The sequence below is a fragment of the Rhizobacter sp. Root1221 genome (assembly GCF_001425785.1).
Classification (GTDB): domain Bacteria; phylum Pseudomonadota; class Gammaproteobacteria; order Burkholderiales; family Burkholderiaceae_C; genus Rhizobacter.
The window spans coordinates 1-20,272 of record NZ_LMDI01000003.1; the positions used below are offsets into that span (position 1 = coordinate 1).

Consider the following 20,272-nt stretch of genomic DNA (forward strand, 5'->3'; position numbering starts at 1 on the left):
CACCGACCTCACGACGCACTGGGCGGGCTGCCACCGCGCAAGTTCCTGCCCAGGCTGACCACCGTCGCAGACTCCAGGAATGGGCTGTCTACTTGACGGGGGAGCTTACGTTCACACCTAACGCTTGACATGAGCGGCGACTGTGGGCGGGCGAAGCCCGCCCGAAGCTGTCCGCTCGATGGATGAGGTAGGCGTCGCGTTCAACGGACGAACCCTATGGCTTGGTCGAGGCAAATAGCCCGCCAACGGTCAGAGGTTCCATGCTCTCTTGCCAGTACAGCTTTCCGCCCCGAGAGACAAAGTCTTCCAACATTCTTGAGATGAACTGAAACGCCAGCTGCACAGCTTGCCATGAGTCCATTCCATAGATGGCACGGGCTGGTTCGAACATGCCCGTAACCCGAACTTCGCATCCCCATTGATGCAAGCCTTTCTGGATTGGCACCCCGACTTCGAGCTCCATATCGAATTCGTTCCCGGTCGCATCTTTCGCTCTTACCGTCCTACGGGCCATGTATTGCATCGCTTGCTCTCAGTCGAACACCCACCATCAACGCACGATCCGGCGCTGGCACGTGCACCGATCCCCAGCTGCCCGTCCGCTGACCGCCGAGGACGGGCAGCCGACACGAGTTCGCCAAACTTTTGTTGACGTCCGCTCGGTGGATGGGTTCGGCAGCCCACTAGACATACCGGAAATCATTACGCTGGAGGACCATTCAAAGACGATCTTCCAGAAATCGCTGATAGCCACCGGACACACGCCTGACCAATAAACTTCCCTCAGTTTGGCATCGCCCTTGTGTCGAGCGCAAGAAACAATCTGACAAGCAGGCGATTCAGAACGCAATATAGGACTAAGCCATTGAGTGCACCGAATCCGGCGCCAAGCCCGACGAAGAAGGCTGTGCCCATTAGAAGAAAGCTCGATGGGAGTATCGGTATTTGGTCGCCAGAAGCTCCCATGGCGGTGAAATCAAAGAGGGGGTAGAAGAGCCAAACGGAGACTAGGAAGTAAAAAATTGCACCCAGAGCAGCCCCCTCCAACAATGCGCACCGAATCGGCACGGCCTTGGGCTGATGGCGCAGCAAAACAACTGTGCCGCGCCAACCGACAAAACCGGAGGCCGCCCCCAGTAGAACGATATCGTCAAACAAGTCGGACCAGGGTTCAGATGCGGAAGCTGCGAGGACTGAGAGCCAAAGTACAAGAAATACGACGGCATCGATGCAGCCGAGCTTTCTAGCAGCAGATGCTTTCATGAACGCTTTAGGAATTCCGGCCGGGGACGGGCTCGACGCCTCTCGCACTCTCGATCCTAGACATGATGGCTTCGCGAACAGGGGTGGCCCGACTCCAGCGATGCCGTAGGTTGCGGACCGGAGGCCCACCGAGCTACACCAAGGCACCCGGCAGACGGGCTGCCGGGGCGTTGCAGATTTGCGAGGAGACGGGCCATGGATAAATCTAGCACTTTGTTTGTCGGGCTGGACGTCCACAAGGACAGCATCGATCTTGCCACCGCCGATGCACCTCGAGACGGGGAGATTCGGCACGTCGGGACGACCGCGGGCGACCTGGCCTCGCTCGACAAGGCCGTGCGCCGCCTGGTCAGCCGGGGCCACCCGCTGCACATCGTCTACGAGGCCGGCCCCTGCGGCTTCGTCATCTGGCGCCGCCTCACCGCACAGGGCCTGCACTGCGAGGTCGTGGCGCCGTCGTCCATCGCACGGCCCTCGGACAGCAGCGTCGGCCGCCGAGCCGATGCGAGCTGCGCCGATCGTGCGCCGGACTTCCGATCCGACGTGGGTGCGGGCATCCCAACGAATGGTCCTGGCCTGCTTCTTCATCGAAGCGCATCTTGAACGTCAATGCTGGCACCGGAGGCACCAGCGGCATCGCCAGTAGGGGCGTCACTTTGGGCGTATTTAATGCAGCGCCTCACAGCGCGACGTGGCACCAAATGTGGCACCAGAAACGAGAAAGCCGGTAGCAACTTAGTGGTCGCTACCGGCTTATCGTCGAGATTTTATGGTGGGCCCTGAGTGACTCGAACACTCGACTCCGCCTTGGCAACCGTCCGAGTTCAGAAAATCACGGAATGATGCGGCCGTGGACCACTGCACCTCGCGGCATGCTGATGGTTTCCAGCGGCAATGCGCGCGGGTTCTTCGGCTCGGGACACCACACCGGTTTGACCCGAAAGGCTGGGTTGACACAGGAATCGGAGCGCATCGCCAGGGCATGCTCCTCCGGAGTCAGCTGGACGGTGGAACAAGCGCCGAGGGTCAGCGAGGCAAGAACGCGGGTGATGTGAGGGACTTTCATGGGGGTCCTGTATCAGTTGGCGGAAACGCTGTCGGCGGGCGGTGCAGCCCCCACAGCTCGACGCAGGGCACCCATGGACGCCTTGACATACACCTGGGTGGTGCTGATGTCGGCGTGCCCCATGAGGACCATGATGGTGAAGGCGCTCTCGCCCTTGTCGGACAGCCGCGAGCCGAACTCGTGTCGCAGCGCGTGGAAGACGAACTCCGTGTCGTCCTGGAGGCCGATGCCACGGCGGGCTTCGTCCCAGAGGGCCGTCACCCGGTCCTGATCGAGGTCCGAGAAAGGTGCCGTGAGGCTCCTGCGGGCCTCCAGAACCGCGTGGGCGACTGGACTGAGGGGAACGGTGCGTGTCTCCCCGTTCTTGGTCTCCCGAAAGGTCACCTCATCGCCCCGCACGTCGCGCCAGTCGAGGTCAAGCAGCTCGGACTGCCGGGCGCCGACCTCCAGGCCCAGGGTGATGAGTGCGCACATTGACTCGGCGCCCTTCTTCTTCGAGCCACGCAGCCAGCCCTGCATCGCACCCACCTCGGCATCGCTCACGCGGCGTTTGCGGTTGCGGCCCTTGGTGGACAGGTGCTTGACGGTATGTGGTGGAAGGTCGCAGACCTCCAGCAGGGCCGACAGCAGTGACAGACGGTGGTTGATGGTCGAGTGCGACAGCGTGGTGCCCTGGCGCTTGCCCGGCGCCTTCAGCCAGACCGCCCGCAGCTCGCGTACGAAGTCCCGCGTGAGGATGCCGCAGGGGCTCTCCATGGTGAGCTTGTCCGTGCTGGCAACGATGGCCTCGAAGGTCTGCCCGATGGTCTTCTTGTCCTTCGACGCGATCCACTGCTCGCGGACCTTCATGCCGAGCTTGAAGGCGTCCTTGAGGGACGGACCTTCGTGCATTACGGCAACCGTCCGAGATGAGGGACCATTGGACAATGCAGCGGCTCGACTGGTGCCTTCCTGCTGCTCCTGCATGGCCTTGGCGATGAGCCTTGGCATCGCTGCCTCGGCCCCCTTCTGGTCGCCCCAAGGGGCGCCCGTGTCCATGCGCTTGCGGTCGCCGTTGATGCGGAAGTCGGCCCAGGTGTTGCCGCGCTTCTCGAAATACCGGACTTTCATGCGGTGGTGGTCTCCAGAACGATGTGGATTGAACGTGTTACTGCGGTGCGGCGAACAAGTGGCCGACATCCGCCGCGACCTTCTCCAGCAGCTTGCGCCCGGTGGGCGTCAGGCGGACGAGCTTGGTGCGGCGGTTCTCGGGGTCCTCGAAGGACTCCACCCAACCCGGGCCGCGCTTGATGGTGGGCTTCTCGCCGTCCCCCAGGCGCGCAATGTTGCGGCTGTTGGAGGACTTCTTGACGCCCGTGTAGCGCTCCAGGTCGAGCTGGTTCAGTTCGCCGTGGATGTAGAGGGACAAGAGCAGGCGCATCTGCTGCGATTCAAAGTCGGTGATTCCTGTGTGTTTGGTCAGCGCCTCAATGAACGCCATCGAGGCGCCAAGAACGCGGATAGGGCTAACTTCACTCTTTGCCATGCTGGTCTCTCTAGGGTTAGCAGATGCGGATGAGTGCAATTGTCCATGATGCGGGATAGATGCCGAAGCGGTGGTGCAAATTGGGGCCATTCACCCTGGCCCCCTACCCCCGCCTCATCACATCGGACGGAAGCGGACGGTGATTCCCGCAACTGAGTCGAGGCATACGCGGCGGTGGACCGTCCTGCCGGACTCCTCAGACAGGTCCAGGTCCTGGACAGTCACGTAGCGTGCCGTCCCATCGGCACCCGGAGTCGGCAAGCAGCGCATGTAGCGCAGCGAACCGTCGCCCTTAAGGAACGCTACGCGGACTTCCGCTCCGGTGAATCCGGCGCCCTCCAGCAGGAGGCGCATGCGGGCCCGATGCGGGCTGTCCGTGAAAGCGCAATGGATCGAATGCTCTGCGGCCACACGCGAGGCATTGATGATGTCGAAAGTAGAAACTGCGAGGTCGGATTTGATTTCGTGGAGTTGCATGTGGCTTTCGTGGGGTTGTTGGTGACGATTGTCGGCTGGTGGGTGGCTCAAAAGGTGAGCCAGCCGGTGGCACGAATGCACACCAGCTGGAGGTTTTTGAGCGACTCGGGGGCTGCCGCTCAGGGCGCTCCAAGGCGGCGCGAACGGGTCTCCCTGAGGGCTTGCCGGTAGCCGTCCTCGCTCATCGCCGAGGCGTGCCGGGTCCGGCGCTGGCTGAAGCGCATGCGGTCGATTGCAGCGCGGTCCAGGGCACGCATGCGGGCCTCTTGGGCATCCTGCGGGGTGGGCTTGTCGGCGGTCACTTGAGGTCCTTAACGGACGACGCGACTGAGGCGGCGAGGAGAACCACGGCCACGGCACATAGCAGCAAGCAGCCGCCGCCAAAAGTTGCAGCGGCGGGGCTCATGACCGTGCCATTTTCAGCAGAGTCAGCAAGGCGAGGCAGTCGTTCGCGAGTTGGGCGCGCGTTGCTTCCGTCTCGACATCGTCCTCCCCCGCCCACTCGACCACTCTGTATTCGTGCTCGTCCAGAGCGAACTCGACGTGCCGAAGGAGCGAAGTGAACTGGGCTTCCGTGAGTTCCAGGCGGATCATTGCGCGCACTCCTTCGCGTGCTGCTGGGCCTCTGCGAGGGCGTACGCGGTGTCGTCGTACGGGTGCAGAACGTCAGGCTCGAACAAGGCCACAGCATCAGCAGCGGCGTTCAGGAACTCGATGAGGGACATGATGGTTCTCCGTGGGGTGGGCCCAAAGGTGGGCGGTGGTGGTCGCGGGATGCGCACCCGGGAAGCTCTGGGCCTCTCGGCTGAGCACCATCGCTTTGCGGGACGGTTGCCGATATGGGACAGTTAGGTCGCACGTTGGGCTTCAAAGCGGCGAGCCTTGGAGCCGTGGACGACGATGACGGGCGATGCCTGGGCCTCTCGCTGGGTGCCGTTGCAAGCTCCACAGCTGGCGCAATCGGTGCGCTTGCCTGCCTCCTCGCTCGCTGGGCACACGAACTCCCGGGCCTGCAGCGGTTCGGTGGCGAGGCGAATGCGGAAGTACCGCATGCCCTTTGCGCGTGCCTCCTGGGCCTCTTCAAGGTTGTCCGCCGAGGCCATCACGAGGGCCCGCAGCGCGTCCCGATGGGCCACCGGCAGTGCCTCATTGCGCCACTGGTGCGTGTAGCCGGTGCGACCGACAGCACGAGACACCAAGGACTGCCACACCCACGCGGGCACCGCTGCCGGGTCACCGTAGGTCCCGAGGCGCACCATGCGCCCGTCACCAAGGGCCGCGATGGATTCGGCATCCTGGGCAACCGGATAGATGCCCCGCTGGTGCCCCTTGAAGACCGAAAGCGGGCCATGCATCAAGGTGACGTAGCAGGCGCCACCGTTCGCGGGCCGCTGCTTGCAGTCACCGCACACGCTCACGTCCTGCCCCGTCTTCGCGGCCTCAGTGGGCGCCACATCGGCCCGGATGATGTAGGTCTGGACCATGTCCCCGGTCTTCGCGTTGCTGGAGCGTCGAGCAAAGCCAGTAGCGATTGCCACGATGGGCGCACCGTCGAGCATGCTGGGCCCTTGGTACAGAACGAAGCCGGTGGGTTGTTTGTTGCTCATGATGGATCGTTGCCGAAACGGGACTTTAGAACGTACGAAGGGTGCGGATGACGGGCACAGAGAGGGCCGAGCCGGTGACGATGCAGGCGAGGAGAATGAGGGTCATTGCAGTTCCTTGGTGGTTCGTTGTCGCGGCGGGTTGCTGCGATGGGTTGAACTGTGCCATGATCTGCGACCGTTGTCAATACGGGATGGTTGTCGATTCGGGTCGAATCATGCGTTAGCCTCTCCGCATGAACGACATCACCACCACCATTGAGCTGGTCTTAAAGTCCGCGCAGGTCATTGGAGTTTGCTATGCAGCCTTGAAGGTTGCAGGCGGTGTCGAAGCATGGCGGAGCGAGTACGTTGGCAAACGTCGCACCGATCTAGCCGAATCCGTGCTCGTCAAGTTCTTCCACGTCCGCGAGGTTCTCCACGAAATCCGACCAACAGAGAAGGCTGCAAGTGATTTTGCAGGCGTCGTGGGTACCCGCCTGGGTGCCATGAGTACCGCCTCGATGCTCATGAAGCGTGTCGACGACAACACCGGATTGCTTTCAGAGTTCTATGCCCTAAAGCCCAGCTTTCTGGCACATTTTCCTGGGTCGGCAGACGACCCCTTCCACCTAGTGCGCCGCGCTGTCGCGAAGATTCGAAGCACTGCCTCCGAAATCGAATTCTGCACGGACCAGAATCAATCCCCGAATCAGGATTGGTCGCCACACAGCTATCTGGCAGGCCTTGAGGCGAAGCTTGTTCGAGGAGGCAAAGAGGACGAAATCACTGAACTGTTCGAGCGCGCGGAACGCTTGCTCACAGGCATGTTGGTGCCACACATTGCGCCTTCTCGGTCGCCTGCGAGGTTCGTCCGCGATGAGTGTGTGAGGGTCTGGGGCGTAGTGCGCCGCTTCAGAGAAAAAACAGGTGCGGTCAAACAGACGGAAGAGCAGGGTTAGCCTGCATTCGGGCCACCACACGGCAGCAGTAGGCAACCCGATGCGCCTCGCTGTGCACCCCGACCACATACCTATCTCTGGTGCCCTGTTCTACGGATCGGTGATCCGCTGGTGTCCGTTATGAATCAAGCACTTGGCGCGTGTGGTGCCACGGTGGTGCCAGTGTGGTGCCCACCCTGTGCCCATGTGGTGGCCCGAGAGGTGCCCGCGCCCGGCGTCATGCGCTTAGGAAAGGCACCCGGCACGGGGGAAGCGCGGCGCCTGTGCTCATCAGATGAGGCCTCGAATTTTTGTGGTGAACTATGCGCACTTCAGCCAGCACGTCACATGGAACCTACGAAACCAAAAAGATCGACCTGGAGCCAGATTCACGACGAAGCGTTTGTGAAGCTCATGTTCGACTACTACCGGAACACGGGCATTTCCGCTGTGTTCTTCGGCGTTGCAAGGTGGGCGTGGACGAGATCCGGTCCTGTCCCCATCTGGTTCACCTACGCCTCTGTGGTGCTCGCGGCAGGCATGGGCTTCTTTCTGGTGGCTATCAACGAAGCGCACTTCCGGACGCGAGAGCGTGAGTTCCGCCTGAACTCGTGGTTCGCCGTCACCCTTGCCGGGGTTCGCATCGGAACTTGGGGCATGGTGCTCGCCTACCTGCTTCGAGGAGTTAAGTAACCTTCAGGGCCCTTTCACCCGCACCCACCAAGCCTGCTTCGAGCGCACTGCCGGGAGTCCTAGGCGCGGATGAACCTCGAACCCTGAGATGAGCATGTTGGGGCCCTTGATCGCTCGTACCGTGGCCCCGTAGAGCGCAGGGATGAGGTCCATGGCACCAGGGGAGTCGCCACCCCGGAGGGTTGCGGCGTATCGGACGTCTGGCACTCCGTCGAGGCGGTAGCCACTTAGGCTCAGGACACCTTCCGAAGGCTTGGTGGATTCCACCTGCTCCTTGGTCAGCTTCTTACCGTCTGCCCGCAGCCGTAGCACCGTCGCCCTCATGGCCGCCAGTCTACCTATCGGTAGCAGAGAAGCCCTCCAGGCGCCCCTTTAGGTACACCTTAAGGGGAGAAGGAGGACTCCCTCGGCGAGGGGTGGGGTTTAGCCCACCACCGAGTCGAGGGAGTCGCGCAAGTCGTTGATCCTGCGAGCGATTTGGTCGACGCACTTCGGGCAAAATGAACCTGCGCACAAACATCCGGAGCGACCAATGGGTAACGTCACGAAGCACGTCGAACTCGAAGACCGAGTTGACAACGGTTATGGATCACTCCTGCTCTGCCCAAGGTGTGGTGGGCCCAATCTGCATCACGGTCCTGTTGACGTTTACGAGTGCCGCGAGGACCGGCCTGGGTTGCATGCCAGCATTGGCGGCGGGAAAGTCGCTGTTGACGAAAACATGAGCGGGAATCCCAGCTCTCGGCGTCATGGACTCACCATCGGCGTCGAGTGTGAGCACTGTGGGGCCGAGAGCCTTCTCGGGCTTGAGCAGCACAAAGGAGAGACCTTCCTCAACTGGCTTTCCATCGGACAAGAAAAGCCGCGCACGTGAGAGCCTAAGCAGCTACACCGCCCAGGAACGAGTCCACGATACCGCAGCTATTCCCGCCCTGCCCGCTGGCCTCGATGAACCGCTCAATCTCGGCCATGCGGAGCGCCTCCCGGTGCTCCTCCTGGACCCTGGTCACATCCTTGTCCATGACCTCCACCCAATACTTCACGGCCATCGCCAAGGCATCCAGGCGGTCGTCCTTGGCGAGCGAGCCCTTGTCCTTGGTGATCCGGGTTAGCTGGTAGAGCAGTTGGTAGCGGGGTGCCAGTTCGTCCGAGTAGTGGTTGTAGTTCTCGTGGTCGTCCTTCACGAGCTTGGAGTCGATGACCAGGCGGTGCTGGTTGAGGACCGGCTCCAGCGTGTCGATGATCCGCAGCTCCTTCTGCTTCGAGCTATTGACCTCCTCGACGTGACACGGGTGGATGCGGGTGAGGAACGGTAGGAGCAGCTTCGTGAACATGCCGTCACCGAAGTTGGACTCCACTACGATGTCGTTCACCCCGAAGCGCTTGGCCTCATGGGCCAGCAGTTCCAGGTTCTCGTCCGTGTAGCCCCCGGTGAGGCCCTTCACGCGGAGCACGAACAGGTAGCCGTTGAGCATCGCGACGATGGCATAGGCCAGCTCGTCGCTGCCCCGCCCTGCCGGGTCGATGGACATGACCACGCCCGTGTAGGGCAGGTAGTGATCCTTGGCGATGAACATGGGGCGGTGCAGGCGGTCCCCTGTCATGCCCACCTGAGGAAGGTCCGAGCGGACCAGCTCCGGGCTATTGGCCCACACGCACTGAATGGGGGCCAGCTTCGGGTCGCAGTCGAGGACCATCATGTCCGCCATCTTCAGCGGGTAGCGGTCCATGTCGGCCAAGCTGGGATTCAACATGAACTGCAGCGCGAAGCCAGAGCGCCCGTAGGACAGCTCACGCTCCACCAGGTCCAGGTCAGGGAACCGGCGAGGCTCCGTTGAAGCGCCCCGTTTGGCGCCCTCGATCCCGTGCTTGTAGGCCAGCGTGGAGTCGGCCTTCAGGTGCTCGACCAGCGAGGGCGCGAGGCGGTCCCCGTAGAGCACCTGCATCTTCTCGTCGGGGTAGCGCGCCGGCCAGATTCGTGTCACGTAGCCACGCTGCTCCAGCGCCCGGTAGATGGTCGCCTCGGTCTGTGGCGTGCCCAGGAAGACCACCTCGCCCGCCCCGAGGCCCAGCTGCGCCAGGTCGTCCTCGGACATCATGATGGCGTCGAACTCCTTCACGGCCTCGGACAGCCGGTCACGCATGGTCTGCGTTAGGGAGTTCTTCGGGACCTCCACGTCGTCAGGGACGATGAGAGAAGCTCGACCGCCAGTGATTTGGCCGGTGATGCCAGCGGCCCGCAGCGACGGTGACTGGTGGGCCATCGAGCCGGACACGTCGAAGGCCAGTGCTGAGTCACGGGTGCCCTTCTTCGGGGCCAGGTGGCGCAGGAACGGAGCCTCCTCGATGAGTCGGCGACAGAACGTGGTGAACTGGGTAGCGCGGTCCTCGTTGGCCGAGACGACCAGGATGCGCTCATTGGGGTTCCTGCAGAGTCGCCACAGGACGAACGCGGCGGTGATCCACGACTTTCCGATGCCTCGGAACGCCTGGATGATGCGACGGCGGGGGCCGTGCTGAAGGAACGATGCGATGTCGTACTGGATGCCCGTTGGCTCTTTCAGCCTCAGGTGCTTCCACAGCACGAACACGAAGTTTCGGAAGTCGTTCAGGATCGGGTTCAGCTGCTGCTGGACCGCTTGAGCGACCGGTGTAAGTTGGGTCAAATGAGACACGCAGGAGTAGCCCTCGCAGGCCCGTGGAGGGCCCAGCGAAGCGGGGTGCAGGGGTAGGCGCTCCAGGCCCCTACAGGGGCTCAGAGCGTTCGTGTGAGCGGTGATGCGCGCGGGTTTGGCGCTATGCTCTCGGCGTCTTGCCTAGTGGTAAGGACGCCGATTCCAAATACACATAGGGGAACGATATGGATCGACCTACCGAAAGGCCGATGAATCAACTTGAGAGCCTTGTCTTCGGTGCTACAGCTCTTATTCACTTAGCTCTTGCAGCCGCCTACGCCGGACATTCACTGGAACTGGTTCGCTCCGGCAGCGTCAACATACCGGCCGCGTTCGTATGGCTTGTCGGAATACTGTCCCTGTACATCGCTGCGGTCCGAATGTTGGTGCGACGCAGAAGGGCATCCACCTTGCTGGCAATCGCTGCGATTGCTCTAGCCTTCGCATCGTTCAAGCTCGGTTGGCCGTACCCGCCTGCGGTAATCGCTGGTTTGGGCAGCGTGTTGGCGGCTCTTGGGTGGGTGCTGATTCGCCCCTGACCATCGTTGCTGCTGCGCCGTACTGTGACGCAGCAGCAGCGTCAATGCGAGGGGCCGTCAGTGCCAGCGAAGGGCAGACCCTCAGTGATGGCAACGCCGAGCTGGCCGAGCGGGTTGTCAGGCATCACTTGGGCCTCGATGCCGTTGTCCTTCAAGAACTTGATGGCGGCGCTGAAGTCGGCCGATGTCGCCTCGCCTGCCTTGATCTTGCGGGCAAGCTCGCGGGCCACGAGGGCATGGAGGTCGTTCAGCTCGTGGCTGCTGGCCTTCTTGCCGGTGCTCACTCACCACCCCCAAGCTTCTTCTTCAGGAGCATCTCGACACCACTGGTGCCCAGCGATGCCAGCCCGGCCGCGAGGCCGTACAACACGATGGGGTCAGCGGACGGGAAAAGGAGGGACGCGGCGCCAGCCGCAGCACCGATGCCGGCGTTGACGAGGGCACGGCCGAACACAATGCGCGGCGTGATCTTCTCGTCGGAGTTCAGCAGCTTGCCCAGGCCGATGGCGGCACCGATGGCCGCCAGGATGGCAATGAAGCTGAGAGGATGGGACTGCGGGGTCATTCGGCTTTCTTGCTGATTGGTTGGATGAGCCATTGGGCGAAGTCAGGGTTGTCTTGCAGGACACCCACGAGGCCCGTAGCCAGGGCGCGGACATACAACTCCTCGTCCTCGTTGCCGAAGGTCGTTCGACCTTGCTGCGCCAGGATGGCGTGCATGGCCTCATGAAGGAGGGTGTCGCGGGTGTCGAAGGAGCCGAGGCCAGACGCAACGTCCAGCAGCCCCTTGTCGTAGTGCGTGAGCCCGTAGGCATCACCGAGAGAGGACAGGCGGCGGAACCGGATGCGCCACTCGCGCCCTCCAATGCGGAGGGACTTGGGGGCGCGCACCATCATCCTTGGATCGGAGGCGGAGGTGGCAGCGGAGGCTCAACGATTTCCACAGGCAGTGCCGGGCTCAGCAACACCGGGGGTGTTGGCTGCAGCGCCTCAGGTTTCAAGTTGATCTCGAAGTTGCCAGGGGAGGAGGAGCCCTCAGCGTCCGGCTCACCGCCCCGGAGGAAGCTGTCCCCGTACATCGCCAGCATTGGGTAGAGAAGGTCGCGTGGATCCTGCGTGAGCGCTGCGAACGGGATGGACTGGTACTCGTGCCACAGCACGTTCTTGCCAGCTTCGCGCGCGTCAGCAGACGCGTAAACGGCCACTGTCACGAGGATCACTTCGGAGACCATCAACATCTCAGCCTTGATGATCTTGTGGTACGTCGCCGGGACGCCTTGTGGTGTCTCGAAAGGTTTGATGATTGCCATGAAGTGGGTTAGGTAAGGCCGCTGGATTCGATGACGAACACGGCGTTGTTCACTCGGAACGCAGTGGAACTCGGGCTGCCGCCGGTCGTCCCTGCGTAGGCGGTGGTCCATGCGTATGTATGCCCGCCCGCTACGCGTTTGATGCCAAGCATGAAGATTCCCCCGGCTGCACCTGGCCCAGGCGCGTGCTGCGCGGCGGCGTAGACAGAACAGGCGGGAGACATGTAGCTGCGCGCGTACGCCGCTGACATATTGGCAACGGCCAGGCTTTCGCCGTACTGGGTGTGAACCTCTGACAACCACAGCGGGTTGCGGGTTGAGTCGAAGGAAACCTCACCCGAGGAGGTAAGTGCGCGCAGGCCAAACGATCCAAGAGAAGGCTCGTTGGTCAGCGCCCCGTAGCACAGCAACACCGCCCCCATTCGCTGCGGCCCGAGAACGTCTATGTACCAAGTGTTGCCTCCGCCGTTGGAGACGTTCTGAATGCACAGCGTGTCGCCGACCGCCATTCGAGCCAGGACCACGGGATAGGTCGCGCTCTGAATCGCGTACCTCGCCATCAAGGTGCTGGGGGAGGACGAGTAGGCGGCAACGCCCAAGAAGTGAAGGCTTTTTCCTTCGGTCGAGTAGAGCAGCGCACCGCCCTCGGTGAATCCCTGAAGACCGAAGGTCATCGCACGAAAAGAATGAGGTTGACCGGAACGCCACCAGAGGCTGCCGGGTAGTTCCATGTGAGGGTTGGAACTCCGGAGGGGTGACTGATGGTCCAACTGTTCCAGGCCGTCGCCACGTTGATCTGGCCCGCGTACGCGACCATCGCAAACAGCGTCCTGCCGGTGAACGCGGGGTAGGTCTTGGTTCCTGATGTGCCTTGGGTGAAGGAGATGAACTCGACGAACACCCCGCCGTAGCGGGATGAGTCGAATGTCAGAGCCCCAGTGCTCGAATAGAGCGTGAGTCCGTGTGCCATTGCTTTCTCATAGATCGAGGTTCCCCAGCTTCACGCGCAGCACGTTTGAGCTGTCGTAGACCTTGATGACGTTGTCGTAGATTTCGGTGCGGGCTCCGCCCGTGGCCGTGCGAAGCGTTCCGATGGTGGCCGTGATGGCCGAGAGGGAGCCGATGGAGGCCCTATTGATGTGCGCCAGGTCAATGGCAGCGTTGGCGATGTAGCTAGAGGCGTTACTGGCGGTCAATGGGTTGCGGGCCGACACGGCGCCCTGTGCTAGCAGCGCTTCAAGGGGAACTTCACTTCCATCGACAAGGTCCACGCGCGGCTTACCGAACCACATGACGCTGCCTTGATCTCCGTAATACTGGTAGGCCCGGGATGCGGTGACCGTTGCACCGTTTGACCACTGGTAGTTCGACCCGGCGATGAGGCGCGCGCCAGTAGTCGTGTCGTAGACACCAGCGCCGTCGTTCGTGTTGCCCGTCGAGTTGTAGGGGAAGACGTAGCCGACCAGGAGATACCAGCGGTCTCCTGCCACGGCGCCTCGCGGGATGACGGCGAAGTACGGATTCGGATTGGGCGTCGTCGTGTTCAGGTTCGACACGTCATCCCAGCGGCAGCCCCAGTACGAGTACGCCGAAGTCGAGGCGTACCGCCACACCGGGATGACGAACCGATAGCACTTGCTCTGGTCGATCTTGATCGTGTTGCCCGGAGCGAGGTGTGCATCCCAGCCACCGCCGTTGACTGCCCCCGCTCCCTGTACGCACCGCCAGAGAATCTCCGACCCGTTCGTCACGTTGTTGGCAGGCAGCAGGGTATTGGACCCACCGTCGCCAGTGGGGTTGAGTCCCCAGCGACTAGGAGAAGCACCAAGGACCCACCAGGACGCATCCATCAGGTTGTTCTTAGCACTTGCCGGAATGTAGTCTTCAGAAAGTGTTGTGCCGGCCCCAAGGATGACGTTGCCGGCAGCGTCCTTAACCGTTAGCCCGCGGGTGTCGAGGCGGTCGGATTTGATGCCACCCTCGACGATGACCGCGCTGTCAATGAGCCGCTCCAGCCGGAAGTCTTGAGCCGCATGGTATCCCTGGGTGCCTCCCCAGTTGAGGAACAGCTCCGGCTTCACGTAGATGACGCCTGCGGGAATCGTGAACTCAACGCGGAACTGCGCCCAAGGCGAGGTGTGCATCAGGCCCTCGCCCGTGGACAGCAGTTCCGTGATCGTCGCGAACGTCGAGGTTGAAGACCCAGCGAGTCGAATGTAGATGTTTCCGTTGGGGAAACCGTTGCCTGCCGACACACCGTAGAGCTGTACACGAAGGACGTATCGCTCACCAGCCGCCACCGGGATCGGCCGCTTACTTCTCAGGCAGCTGCTGCCATAAGGCGGGGTGGTTGTGGACCGAATGCATGTCTCGGACTTGAGGCCGACGGCGGTGGTCCCGAACAGCGGCATCGCGCCATAGACAGTGCCGGCGGGAGTCCAGCACTGCTCCCACGCGCTCGGGTCCTGAAAGTTGGGGTCGTCGTTGAGCACAGACCCGCCTCCACTGACCTTGAGGTGACGCGCCTCAATACCGCCGTCAACGATCATGCGGGCTTCAACCATCCGGTCGCCCCACCTGCTTGGAGGAACAATGAGGGAGTTTTGTCCGTTCACGAGGCCCATGACAAGCAACGGCTGGGGAACCGCGTTCATGTCCGCCATACTCGGCACGAAGGTGAACTTGTCGGCTGCGAACAGCATCTCCGACTGAGTCGGCGTGGCACCACCAGCGGTCGCCGAGAGCCCGATGCCTGCAAAGGCAAACTTGCCGTCCGCCCGAGCTTGGACCTTGAGGCTGTAGTTGGACTCGACGGTGCCCACACGAGACGCAAACGTAGACGCGGTGGTCTCGACTGCGGCCACGCGGGGGCTCAGGTCGTTGTCCACGCTGGCCTTCACGGTCTGGATGGCTGCGGCATTGGCTTCGTCGGCGTCAACGTAGGCGCTCTCCACGCTCGTGATGCGCGCGGCCAAGTCTGCATCAGCGCCCTCCAGCTCGGCCTTCACCTCCTCCACCGCCGTAGCGATGGCGTTGTCTGCATTCGCACGAGCGTTGGCCTCGGCCGTGATGGCCGCAGCGTTATCAAGCGCACTCGCACTGACGGTATCGATGCGAGACCCGAGCGCCTCGTCGGCATCGACACGGGCCGTCATCTCCGTCTGGACCGCAGCATTGGCCCCGTTGAGGGACGCCGTGAGGGTCACGAGCTGCTGTGCCAGTGACTCCAGCGCGGCCTGCCGCTCAGTAGTCTCCGACTGGATTGCAGCGCCACGCTCAGCCGCCTCCGCAAGGAGGGCCGCGTTGCGGGCCTGCGCCTCGGCCACCAGAGCAGCCGCACGGACAGCAGCTTCCTGCGCGACACGCCACGCAGGTGAACCTGCAACCGTCTCGTCGGAGGCAACAAGTCCAATCTCCATGCGCAGCTGTTGCTCCAGCAGGCTCGGCGTGATCTGCCCGGCAAGGAGCTGTTTGATGCCCTCGGTGGTCAGCTCGACCCCTGGCCCGAGGTTCTGCCCGAGGGAGCCCCCCGAAGCCAACGTGAGGTCGTATGCCTCCTGAGCGAGGAAGAACGCCTGCTTCGAGTCCACCTCCAGCGTTTCGCCGGGAAGCGGCACGCCGTTGAGGAAGCGCGTGAGGCGCGCATCAGGACTCGTGCGCCGCACCACACGGATGAGCCGGTTGAGCGCAGCGACCACCATGATGGTCTGGTCGTTGACCCAATCGAAGCCTTCGGTCGGGAGGCCATCAACGTAGACCTTGATGTGGTCCTTGACGATGTAGGGAGGGACGGCAACAGACACGGGCGAGCCGGTACCTACCGCCTCAGTGATGGAGTAGTACATGAAGTGCAGGAAGGGGATGAGAAGAAGGGGCCCCTCCCGGAGCACCGGAAGGGGAATCAGTCAGCCGGACGCGGCTGGGTTGCAGGCAGCGAGCTGGCCCACCAGTTCCCCACGGCCTTCAGGCCATAGAGGTTCGAGGCGGGTATTGCGCCCCACAGGTCACGGAATTCCTTCCGCGTGGTCGTGTCGGTGCCCAGCGCCATGCCACCGAGGGTGGCCGGTGCGTTGAACACCCGGCCAGCGATGGACAGCGAAGGGGTCTTCAGGAACGAACGGCTGTCCGTGTTGGCCGTCATGCCGGGGGAGACCAGAGAGTCCCCGCCGCTGACGATTTGGTAGCCCGTTTCCACAAGCATCGACGCCGTGCCAGCGGCTGACATGCGGAAGCCCGCAGCGGTGGCAATCTTCTCCACCGTCAGGCGCTCCTCCAGCTCGTGCGGGTAGTTCACGGCCGTCTGGGTCATGTACGCGAGGCACTCGCCGATGAAGCCGATGGTCCACACGTGGAGTGCCGTGGCATCCCAGTGGTTGAGCTGCTTCAGGAAGTTCTTCGCGTGAGCCACGAGGAAGAAGGTCTTCAGCTCGCTGAACATCTTGCCCAGCGTGGTGTGCATGAACGGCATCGTCTCGCCAAGGTCGTGGTCCTGAATCGCGTCACGGACCTGACGGCTCATGAACGTCTGGAAGGTCTCGAAACTCTCCGGGTTGGCAGCGTTCCAGTCCTCGTGCCGAATCTGCTTCAGCACGCCCTTCTCCTCCACCGTGTGGGTCTTGAAGTCGGCCAGGAACTGGTCCAGGTCATCGGCGTTCACGCCCTGCCCGACCCAACGTTCCCGCACCTTGTCGTTCATCTTGCGGCGGCCGCGGGCGAAGTCGCTCAGGTTCTGCGCCGTCATCTTCGCGGTCATCTGCTTCGTCGCCGAAGTGAAGCTCGCGTTGCCCGACAACACATCCACCGAGTGGGACACCTTGTTCGATGCCACCTCGAAGCTCGTGAGGGCCCGGCCGGCAAAGCCGTTCTCCAGCTCGCCCTTGCGGGCGTAGCTCGATGCCATCTCCTGGCCGAAGCCGGTGATGGCCATCACGTCCCGCGCCAGCCCGGCGTCCGGGATGTAGCCCTGGCGGACCGCCGTGAGGAAACCCCGGAAGCTCGGCAGCTGGGTGAGCAGCGACCGGGCCCCGAGGAGGGCCACCGCCTTGTTCATCTCGAACGCAGCGGCGATGCCCAGCTGGGGCAGCATCACGGAGCGCGTGTAGCCACGGAAGGCCGCAGCGCCACGGGCGAGGTAGCTGAAGTCAGCCGTGCTCATCGGGCGGCCCGTGACGTTGTTGTACGCATCCTGTAGCAGCTTCATGTCGTCGGCCACACGGGCACCGTCGATTGCGGTGTTGCCCAGGGCCTCGTCACTGGCGGACTTCAGCTCGGCCGCCCAGGCTGCACGGTCAGGAATGCCCTTCTTCGCCAGCCCGGTGTGGCCGGCCATCGAGTTCAGGTACAGGTCCACCAGCACGCGCGAGTCGTTCTCGAACAGGTCGCCCAGCTTCAGGGGACCTTGAGGGGTCACCACGCTGGTCGCCTCGTCCAGGCCGAAGCGAAACTTGAGGTTGGCCGTGCGGCCGGCATCGGCCTCGGAGGTCGTCGCCTCCTTGATCTGGAACATGAGGTCCACGAGGTCGTCGATGTGGTCATCGGGAACCTGCAACAGCTCCAGCTCGCGCCGGAGGGTTCCCATGTCGCGGCCTGCGAGGTGCATGTCCTGCAGAGCCGGTGTGAACTGCAGCGCACGGACAGCGCCCAGGAAGCGCTTCGCCTTGTGCGTGAGGATCGCATCGTCCGACCAGTTCGCCTTCCCTGGCGACTTGCGGAAACGCTCGATGACACCGGCCTTGTCCACGATGGCCTCGCTGATGAGCTTGACCACACTGTCCTCGCCGTGAGTCACCATGGCCTCCGTGATGGCCTTGTGGTGCCACACCCGGTTCACGTAGAAGTCGTTCACATCCACGCCCTCGGTGCCCTTCACCCCAGCCTTCTTGGCCTCCTCCAGCATCGACCTCATGGCCTGAGCTTGGGCGGCCGAGGCTCGGCGGAGAGACGGGGCCAGCTGTGGGTGTTCCACGAGGACATCGCTGTCGCCTCGGGTGACCCGGGACACCAGTTCGAAGAACTCGTTGCGGAACCCGCCCTGCTTCCAGAACGGGACCTGTGCAGCCTTCACCGCTTCCCGGAACGCCTCGCGACCCTCGAAGTGGAACCGGCCGCCGATGGTCCGCTGCATCTGGTCCTTCCACTCCGAGGCAGTCATTCCCTGTGCGTCGAACGAGTCGTTTTGCAGGGGGTCCTTCATCAGCTTGTAGGTCAGCTCGCGGATGCGCTTGACGGGCGAGCCGTTCAGCACGGCGTAGTAGTCGAAGCGGATCGGCACTTCCTTGTCGGTGCCGGGGATGCGGCGGGTCGCCAGAGCAGTTCGGCCAGAGGCCGTACTCTCGATGACCGTGCCACGTGCCTGTGCAGCGCCCGCGTGGGAGCCCGCGTGGAAACCTTCAGGGGCCACCCCAGTGCTGGCCCACTCGTCCGCCTCCATGTGGTTGACCGCACGCAGCTCACCCATCTCGTCCTGCACCACCAGCTTGCCGGTGGGCGAGACTCGAAGAACCTTGCCCTCGTTCACGTCCATGGTCTTGGCGTCGGTCCAGCGGACCACCTTCCCCACGAACGACTCCGCCGTCACGGCAGGAGCTTCCGGCTCGGCCTTGGGGGCCACCGCCTCCGGCGCTTCGGCAGCGCGCATCGCGTCCCCCAGAGGATCCTCCTCGCCGGCCATGCGGGCCAACTCGCGGGAGCGAATCATGGCCTCCTCGTCGCGGGACCTGGCCGCCTCGCGGTCAGCCTCCGCCTTCGCCCAGGCCGACTCGCGGTCAGTCTTGCGGGCGTCACTGGATTGCTTCGCCAGGGTCTTCAGGTCGGCCGCCTTGCGGGGCCCGTCCATGGCTTTGCGCAGCGCCGCTTCCAGGGGTCCCTGAAGGCGCACGTCGTCGGCCAAGTCCCACAGCTGAGTGCCACCCTCGAAGGATGTCTGGTCCATGCCGAAGGCGTCCTGCAGCTCACGGGCCTTGGCCTTGCGAGTTTCGGTCTCGGCATGGCGCTTCGAGCGCTCCAGCTTTCGCTGTGTGCGCGCCGCCAGGATGGCCTCACGCGAAGCGTGTGCCTCACCGGCATTAGCCAGCTTGGTGGTGGACAGCATGTTCTGGGCACGGAGCTTGAACATGTCGTCCTCGAACTGCTCCTTCGGCTGCACGGGGTACAGGTCGTCGATGACCTGCTGCCCCTCGGCACGGAGCTGCTCGGTGTACCGGGTCATCCACTGCTCAGGCGGCTCGAAGGGGCCGTGGGCTTCGTGGAGACGTGCCTCCAGTTGGTCCGAGTCGATCCGGCCAGCCTCGAACTCGCGCAGAGCGGTGTGCGCCGTGTGGACCTCGCGGATGAGCTTGCCGTCCTCAGGGGTCAGTTGCTCGCCACGCTCGACCTTCGCCAGGGCGCGGATGGTGCTGTGCTCACGCTCGGCCACTGTCGCCACGCGACGGGCTTGCTTGGCGCCGGCCAGGGCGAACGGGGCGGTGAATGCCGCGCCCATCAGGCCGGCTTCTGCAATGGCCCAGCTGTCGTCCTCGAAGGAGACCTTCTGGCGCAGCGCCTCGTAGGCCGAGTTCTCGACAGCACCGAAGGCCACGCCCGCCACCACTGAGGGAGCTTTGGTGGCAGCGGTAGCCTCGCCGGCCGCGAACGCGGTGGCGGCCTCTGCACGGCCCAGCTGGGTGGCCCCTTGAGCTGCCCGCATGGCCTGTGCCGAACGCAGCGCCGTGGCGCCCTTGGCGACCCAGCCTCCGGCCATCGCCATGAGCAGTTGGTCTGGCAACACCGCGTTGAGTGCGAAGCGTCCCACGTTGCCCTGCCAGCCCATGTCGCCCAGGCGGGTCAGGTCCGACTGCTTCTGCAGCAGGAGGTCCCGGATGTAGACCTTGTGGGCCGCCGAGTGTGCCCCGTAGAGATGCGGCTTGAACTCATCCCAGATGCCGTCCTCGGTCTCCTTCACGTCGGGCGCGGTGAAGGCGTTGTACTTCTCATCGGGGGTCATGTTCGACCCGGCGATGTTGGCGAGGAGACCCTCCACCAGCCCGTCCTGGCGCCAGATGGAGCGGACGTAGTCACCAGTGCCGGAGGTCTCCTCGCGCTTCAGGCGCTGCTCGGAGAGCTGCCAGTCGGTTTGAGGAACCGGCGCATTGGCGGTCGGGTTGATGGCGCCCACGCCGAACGACGTGGTGCCAGGGAGGTTGGTGGTGAGGTCTGCCATTGG

Annotated in this window: 22 protein-coding genes; 4 read left to right on the forward strand and 18 right to left on the reverse strand. The window is 63.3% G+C overall.

From position 1 onward, the window contains the following. Positions 1-783: 783 nt before the first annotated feature. On the reverse strand, positions 784-1,263 hold the full coding sequence (locus tag ASC87_RS31520) for a hypothetical protein (protein WP_157603805.1): 480 nt from the start codon (positions 1,261-1,263) through the stop codon (positions 784-786). A 195-nt stretch (positions 1,264-1,458) separates the two neighbouring features. Here ASC87_RS31520 and ASC87_RS02990 point away from each other — a divergent pair, with 195 nt between their 5' ends. Continuing rightward, on the forward strand, positions 1,459-1,866 hold the full coding sequence (locus ASC87_RS02990) for a hypothetical protein (RefSeq protein WP_157603806.1): 408 nt from the start codon (positions 1,459-1,461) through the stop codon (positions 1,864-1,866). Between the two features lie 229 nt (positions 1,867-2,095). Here ASC87_RS02990 and ASC87_RS31525 read toward each other — a convergent pair whose 3' ends face one another. The 8 genes from ASC87_RS31525 to ASC87_RS03020 all read right to left on the reverse strand — a co-directional run bounded on the left by ASC87_RS31525 (position 2,096) and on the right by ASC87_RS03020 (position 5,938). Beyond that, positions 2,096-2,329 carry a hypothetical protein gene (locus ASC87_RS31525; RefSeq protein ID WP_157603807.1) on the reverse strand — a complete coding sequence of 78 codons (234 nt, stop codon included), beginning with the start codon at positions 2,327-2,329 and terminating at the stop codon, positions 2,096-2,098. 12 nt (positions 2,330-2,341) lie between these two features. Continuing rightward, entirely contained in the window at positions 2,342-3,508 is a 1,167-nt protein-coding gene (locus ASC87_RS02995) for a site-specific integrase (protein WP_082568347.1), read from the reverse strand. Continuing rightward, positions 3,477-3,854, reverse strand: coding sequence for a MarR family winged helix-turn-helix transcriptional regulator (locus ASC87_RS03000; protein ID WP_162255124.1), 378 nt, complete (start codon positions 3,852-3,854; stop codon positions 3,477-3,479). Before ASC87_RS03000 ends, ASC87_RS02995 begins: the two co-directional genes overlap by 32 nt. Before the next feature lie 117 nt (positions 3,855-3,971). Continuing rightward, positions 3,972-4,331, reverse strand: coding sequence for a hypothetical protein (locus ASC87_RS03005; RefSeq protein ID WP_056656466.1), 360 nt, complete (start codon positions 4,329-4,331; stop codon positions 3,972-3,974). A gap of 119 nt (positions 4,332-4,450) precedes the next feature. After that, positions 4,451-4,633, reverse strand: a complete 183-nt coding sequence (locus tag ASC87_RS03010; protein ID WP_056656469.1) for a hypothetical protein — start codon at positions 4,631-4,633, stop codon at positions 4,451-4,453. A gap of 100 nt (positions 4,634-4,733) precedes the next feature. Continuing rightward, on the reverse strand, positions 4,734-4,925 hold the full coding sequence (locus ASC87_RS03015; protein WP_056656473.1) for a hypothetical protein: 192 nt from the start codon (positions 4,923-4,925) through the stop codon (positions 4,734-4,736). Continuing rightward, complete coding sequence (locus ASC87_RS33490) at positions 4,922-5,056, reverse strand: hypothetical protein (RefSeq protein WP_255358875.1); 135 nt, start codon at positions 5,054-5,056, stop codon at positions 4,922-4,924. The genes ASC87_RS03015 and ASC87_RS33490 overlap by 4 nt, the downstream gene beginning before the upstream one ends. Positions 5,057-5,179: 123 nt before the next feature. Further along, on the reverse strand, positions 5,180-5,938 hold the full coding sequence (locus ASC87_RS03020) for a hypothetical protein (RefSeq protein WP_056656476.1): 759 nt from the start codon (positions 5,936-5,938) through the stop codon (positions 5,180-5,182). 233 nt (positions 5,939-6,171) lie between these two features. Here ASC87_RS03020 and ASC87_RS03025 point away from each other — a divergent pair, with 233 nt between their 5' ends. Both ASC87_RS03025 and ASC87_RS03030 read left to right on the forward strand, forming a co-directional pair. Continuing rightward, the gene (locus tag ASC87_RS03025) at positions 6,172-6,876 is read left to right on the forward strand and encodes a hypothetical protein (RefSeq protein ID WP_056656479.1); all 705 of its coding nucleotides are present in this window, start codon (positions 6,172-6,174) and stop codon (positions 6,874-6,876) included. A 393-nt stretch (positions 6,877-7,269) separates the two neighbouring features. Further along, the gene (locus ASC87_RS03030; protein ID WP_157603809.1) at positions 7,270-7,548 is read left to right on the forward strand and encodes a hypothetical protein; all 279 of its coding nucleotides are present in this window, start codon (positions 7,270-7,272) and stop codon (positions 7,546-7,548) included. An 878-nt stretch (positions 7,549-8,426) separates the two neighbouring features. Here the strand turns inward: ASC87_RS03030 and terL are convergent. Then, positions 8,427-10,214, reverse strand: coding sequence for a phage terminase large subunit (terL, locus tag ASC87_RS03045; protein ID WP_200954286.1), 1,788 nt, complete (start codon positions 10,212-10,214; stop codon positions 8,427-8,429). Positions 10,215-10,432: 218 nt separating this feature from the next. Here terL and ASC87_RS31530 point away from each other — a divergent pair, with 218 nt between their 5' ends. Next, the gene (locus ASC87_RS31530) at positions 10,433-10,762 is read left to right on the forward strand and encodes a hypothetical protein (protein WP_157603810.1); all 330 of its coding nucleotides are present in this window, start codon (positions 10,433-10,435) and stop codon (positions 10,760-10,762) included. Positions 10,763-10,803: 41 nt separating this feature from the next. Here the strand turns inward: ASC87_RS31530 and ASC87_RS03050 are convergent, their stop codons facing one another. From ASC87_RS03050 to ASC87_RS03080, 8 genes are read right to left on the reverse strand one after another with little or no spacing between them, the layout of a single operon-like run. Beyond that, positions 10,804-11,046, reverse strand: a complete 243-nt coding sequence (locus tag ASC87_RS03050) for a hypothetical protein (RefSeq protein WP_056656490.1) — start codon at positions 11,044-11,046, stop codon at positions 10,804-10,806. Continuing rightward, a complete protein-coding gene (locus ASC87_RS03055) occupies positions 11,043-11,327 on the reverse strand; it encodes a hypothetical protein (protein WP_056656493.1) in 285 nt (94 codons plus the stop codon). Before ASC87_RS03055 ends, ASC87_RS03050 begins: the two co-directional genes overlap by 4 nt. After that, positions 11,324-11,659 carry a hypothetical protein gene (locus ASC87_RS03060; protein ID WP_235582032.1) on the reverse strand — a complete coding sequence of 112 codons (336 nt, stop codon included), beginning with the start codon at positions 11,657-11,659 and terminating at the stop codon, positions 11,324-11,326. The genes ASC87_RS03055 and ASC87_RS03060 overlap by 4 nt, the downstream gene beginning before the upstream one ends. Continuing rightward, positions 11,656-12,072: a hypothetical protein gene (locus tag ASC87_RS03065; protein WP_056656498.1), complete on the reverse strand. Its 417-nt coding sequence runs from the start codon at positions 12,070-12,072 to the stop codon at positions 11,656-11,658. Before ASC87_RS03065 ends, ASC87_RS03060 begins: the two co-directional genes overlap by 4 nt. A gap of 8 nt (positions 12,073-12,080) precedes the next feature. Continuing rightward, the gene (locus ASC87_RS03070) at positions 12,081-12,746 is read right to left on the reverse strand and encodes a hypothetical protein (protein ID WP_056656501.1); all 666 of its coding nucleotides are present in this window, start codon (positions 12,744-12,746) and stop codon (positions 12,081-12,083) included. Further along, entirely contained in the window at positions 12,743-13,042 is a 300-nt protein-coding gene (locus ASC87_RS31535) for a hypothetical protein (protein ID WP_157603812.1), read from the reverse strand. The genes ASC87_RS03070 and ASC87_RS31535 overlap by 4 nt, the downstream gene beginning before the upstream one ends. A 7-nt stretch (positions 13,043-13,049) precedes the next feature. Further along, positions 13,050-15,917 carry a phage tail fiber protein gene (locus tag ASC87_RS03075; RefSeq protein ID WP_157603813.1) on the reverse strand — a complete coding sequence of 956 codons (2,868 nt, stop codon included), beginning with the start codon at positions 15,915-15,917 and terminating at the stop codon, positions 13,050-13,052. 56 nt (positions 15,918-15,973) lie between these two features. Then, the gene (locus ASC87_RS03080) at positions 15,974-20,269 is read right to left on the reverse strand and encodes a hypothetical protein (RefSeq protein WP_056656507.1); all 4,296 of its coding nucleotides are present in this window, start codon (positions 20,267-20,269) and stop codon (positions 15,974-15,976) included. Positions 20,270-20,272 lie beyond the last annotated feature (3 nt).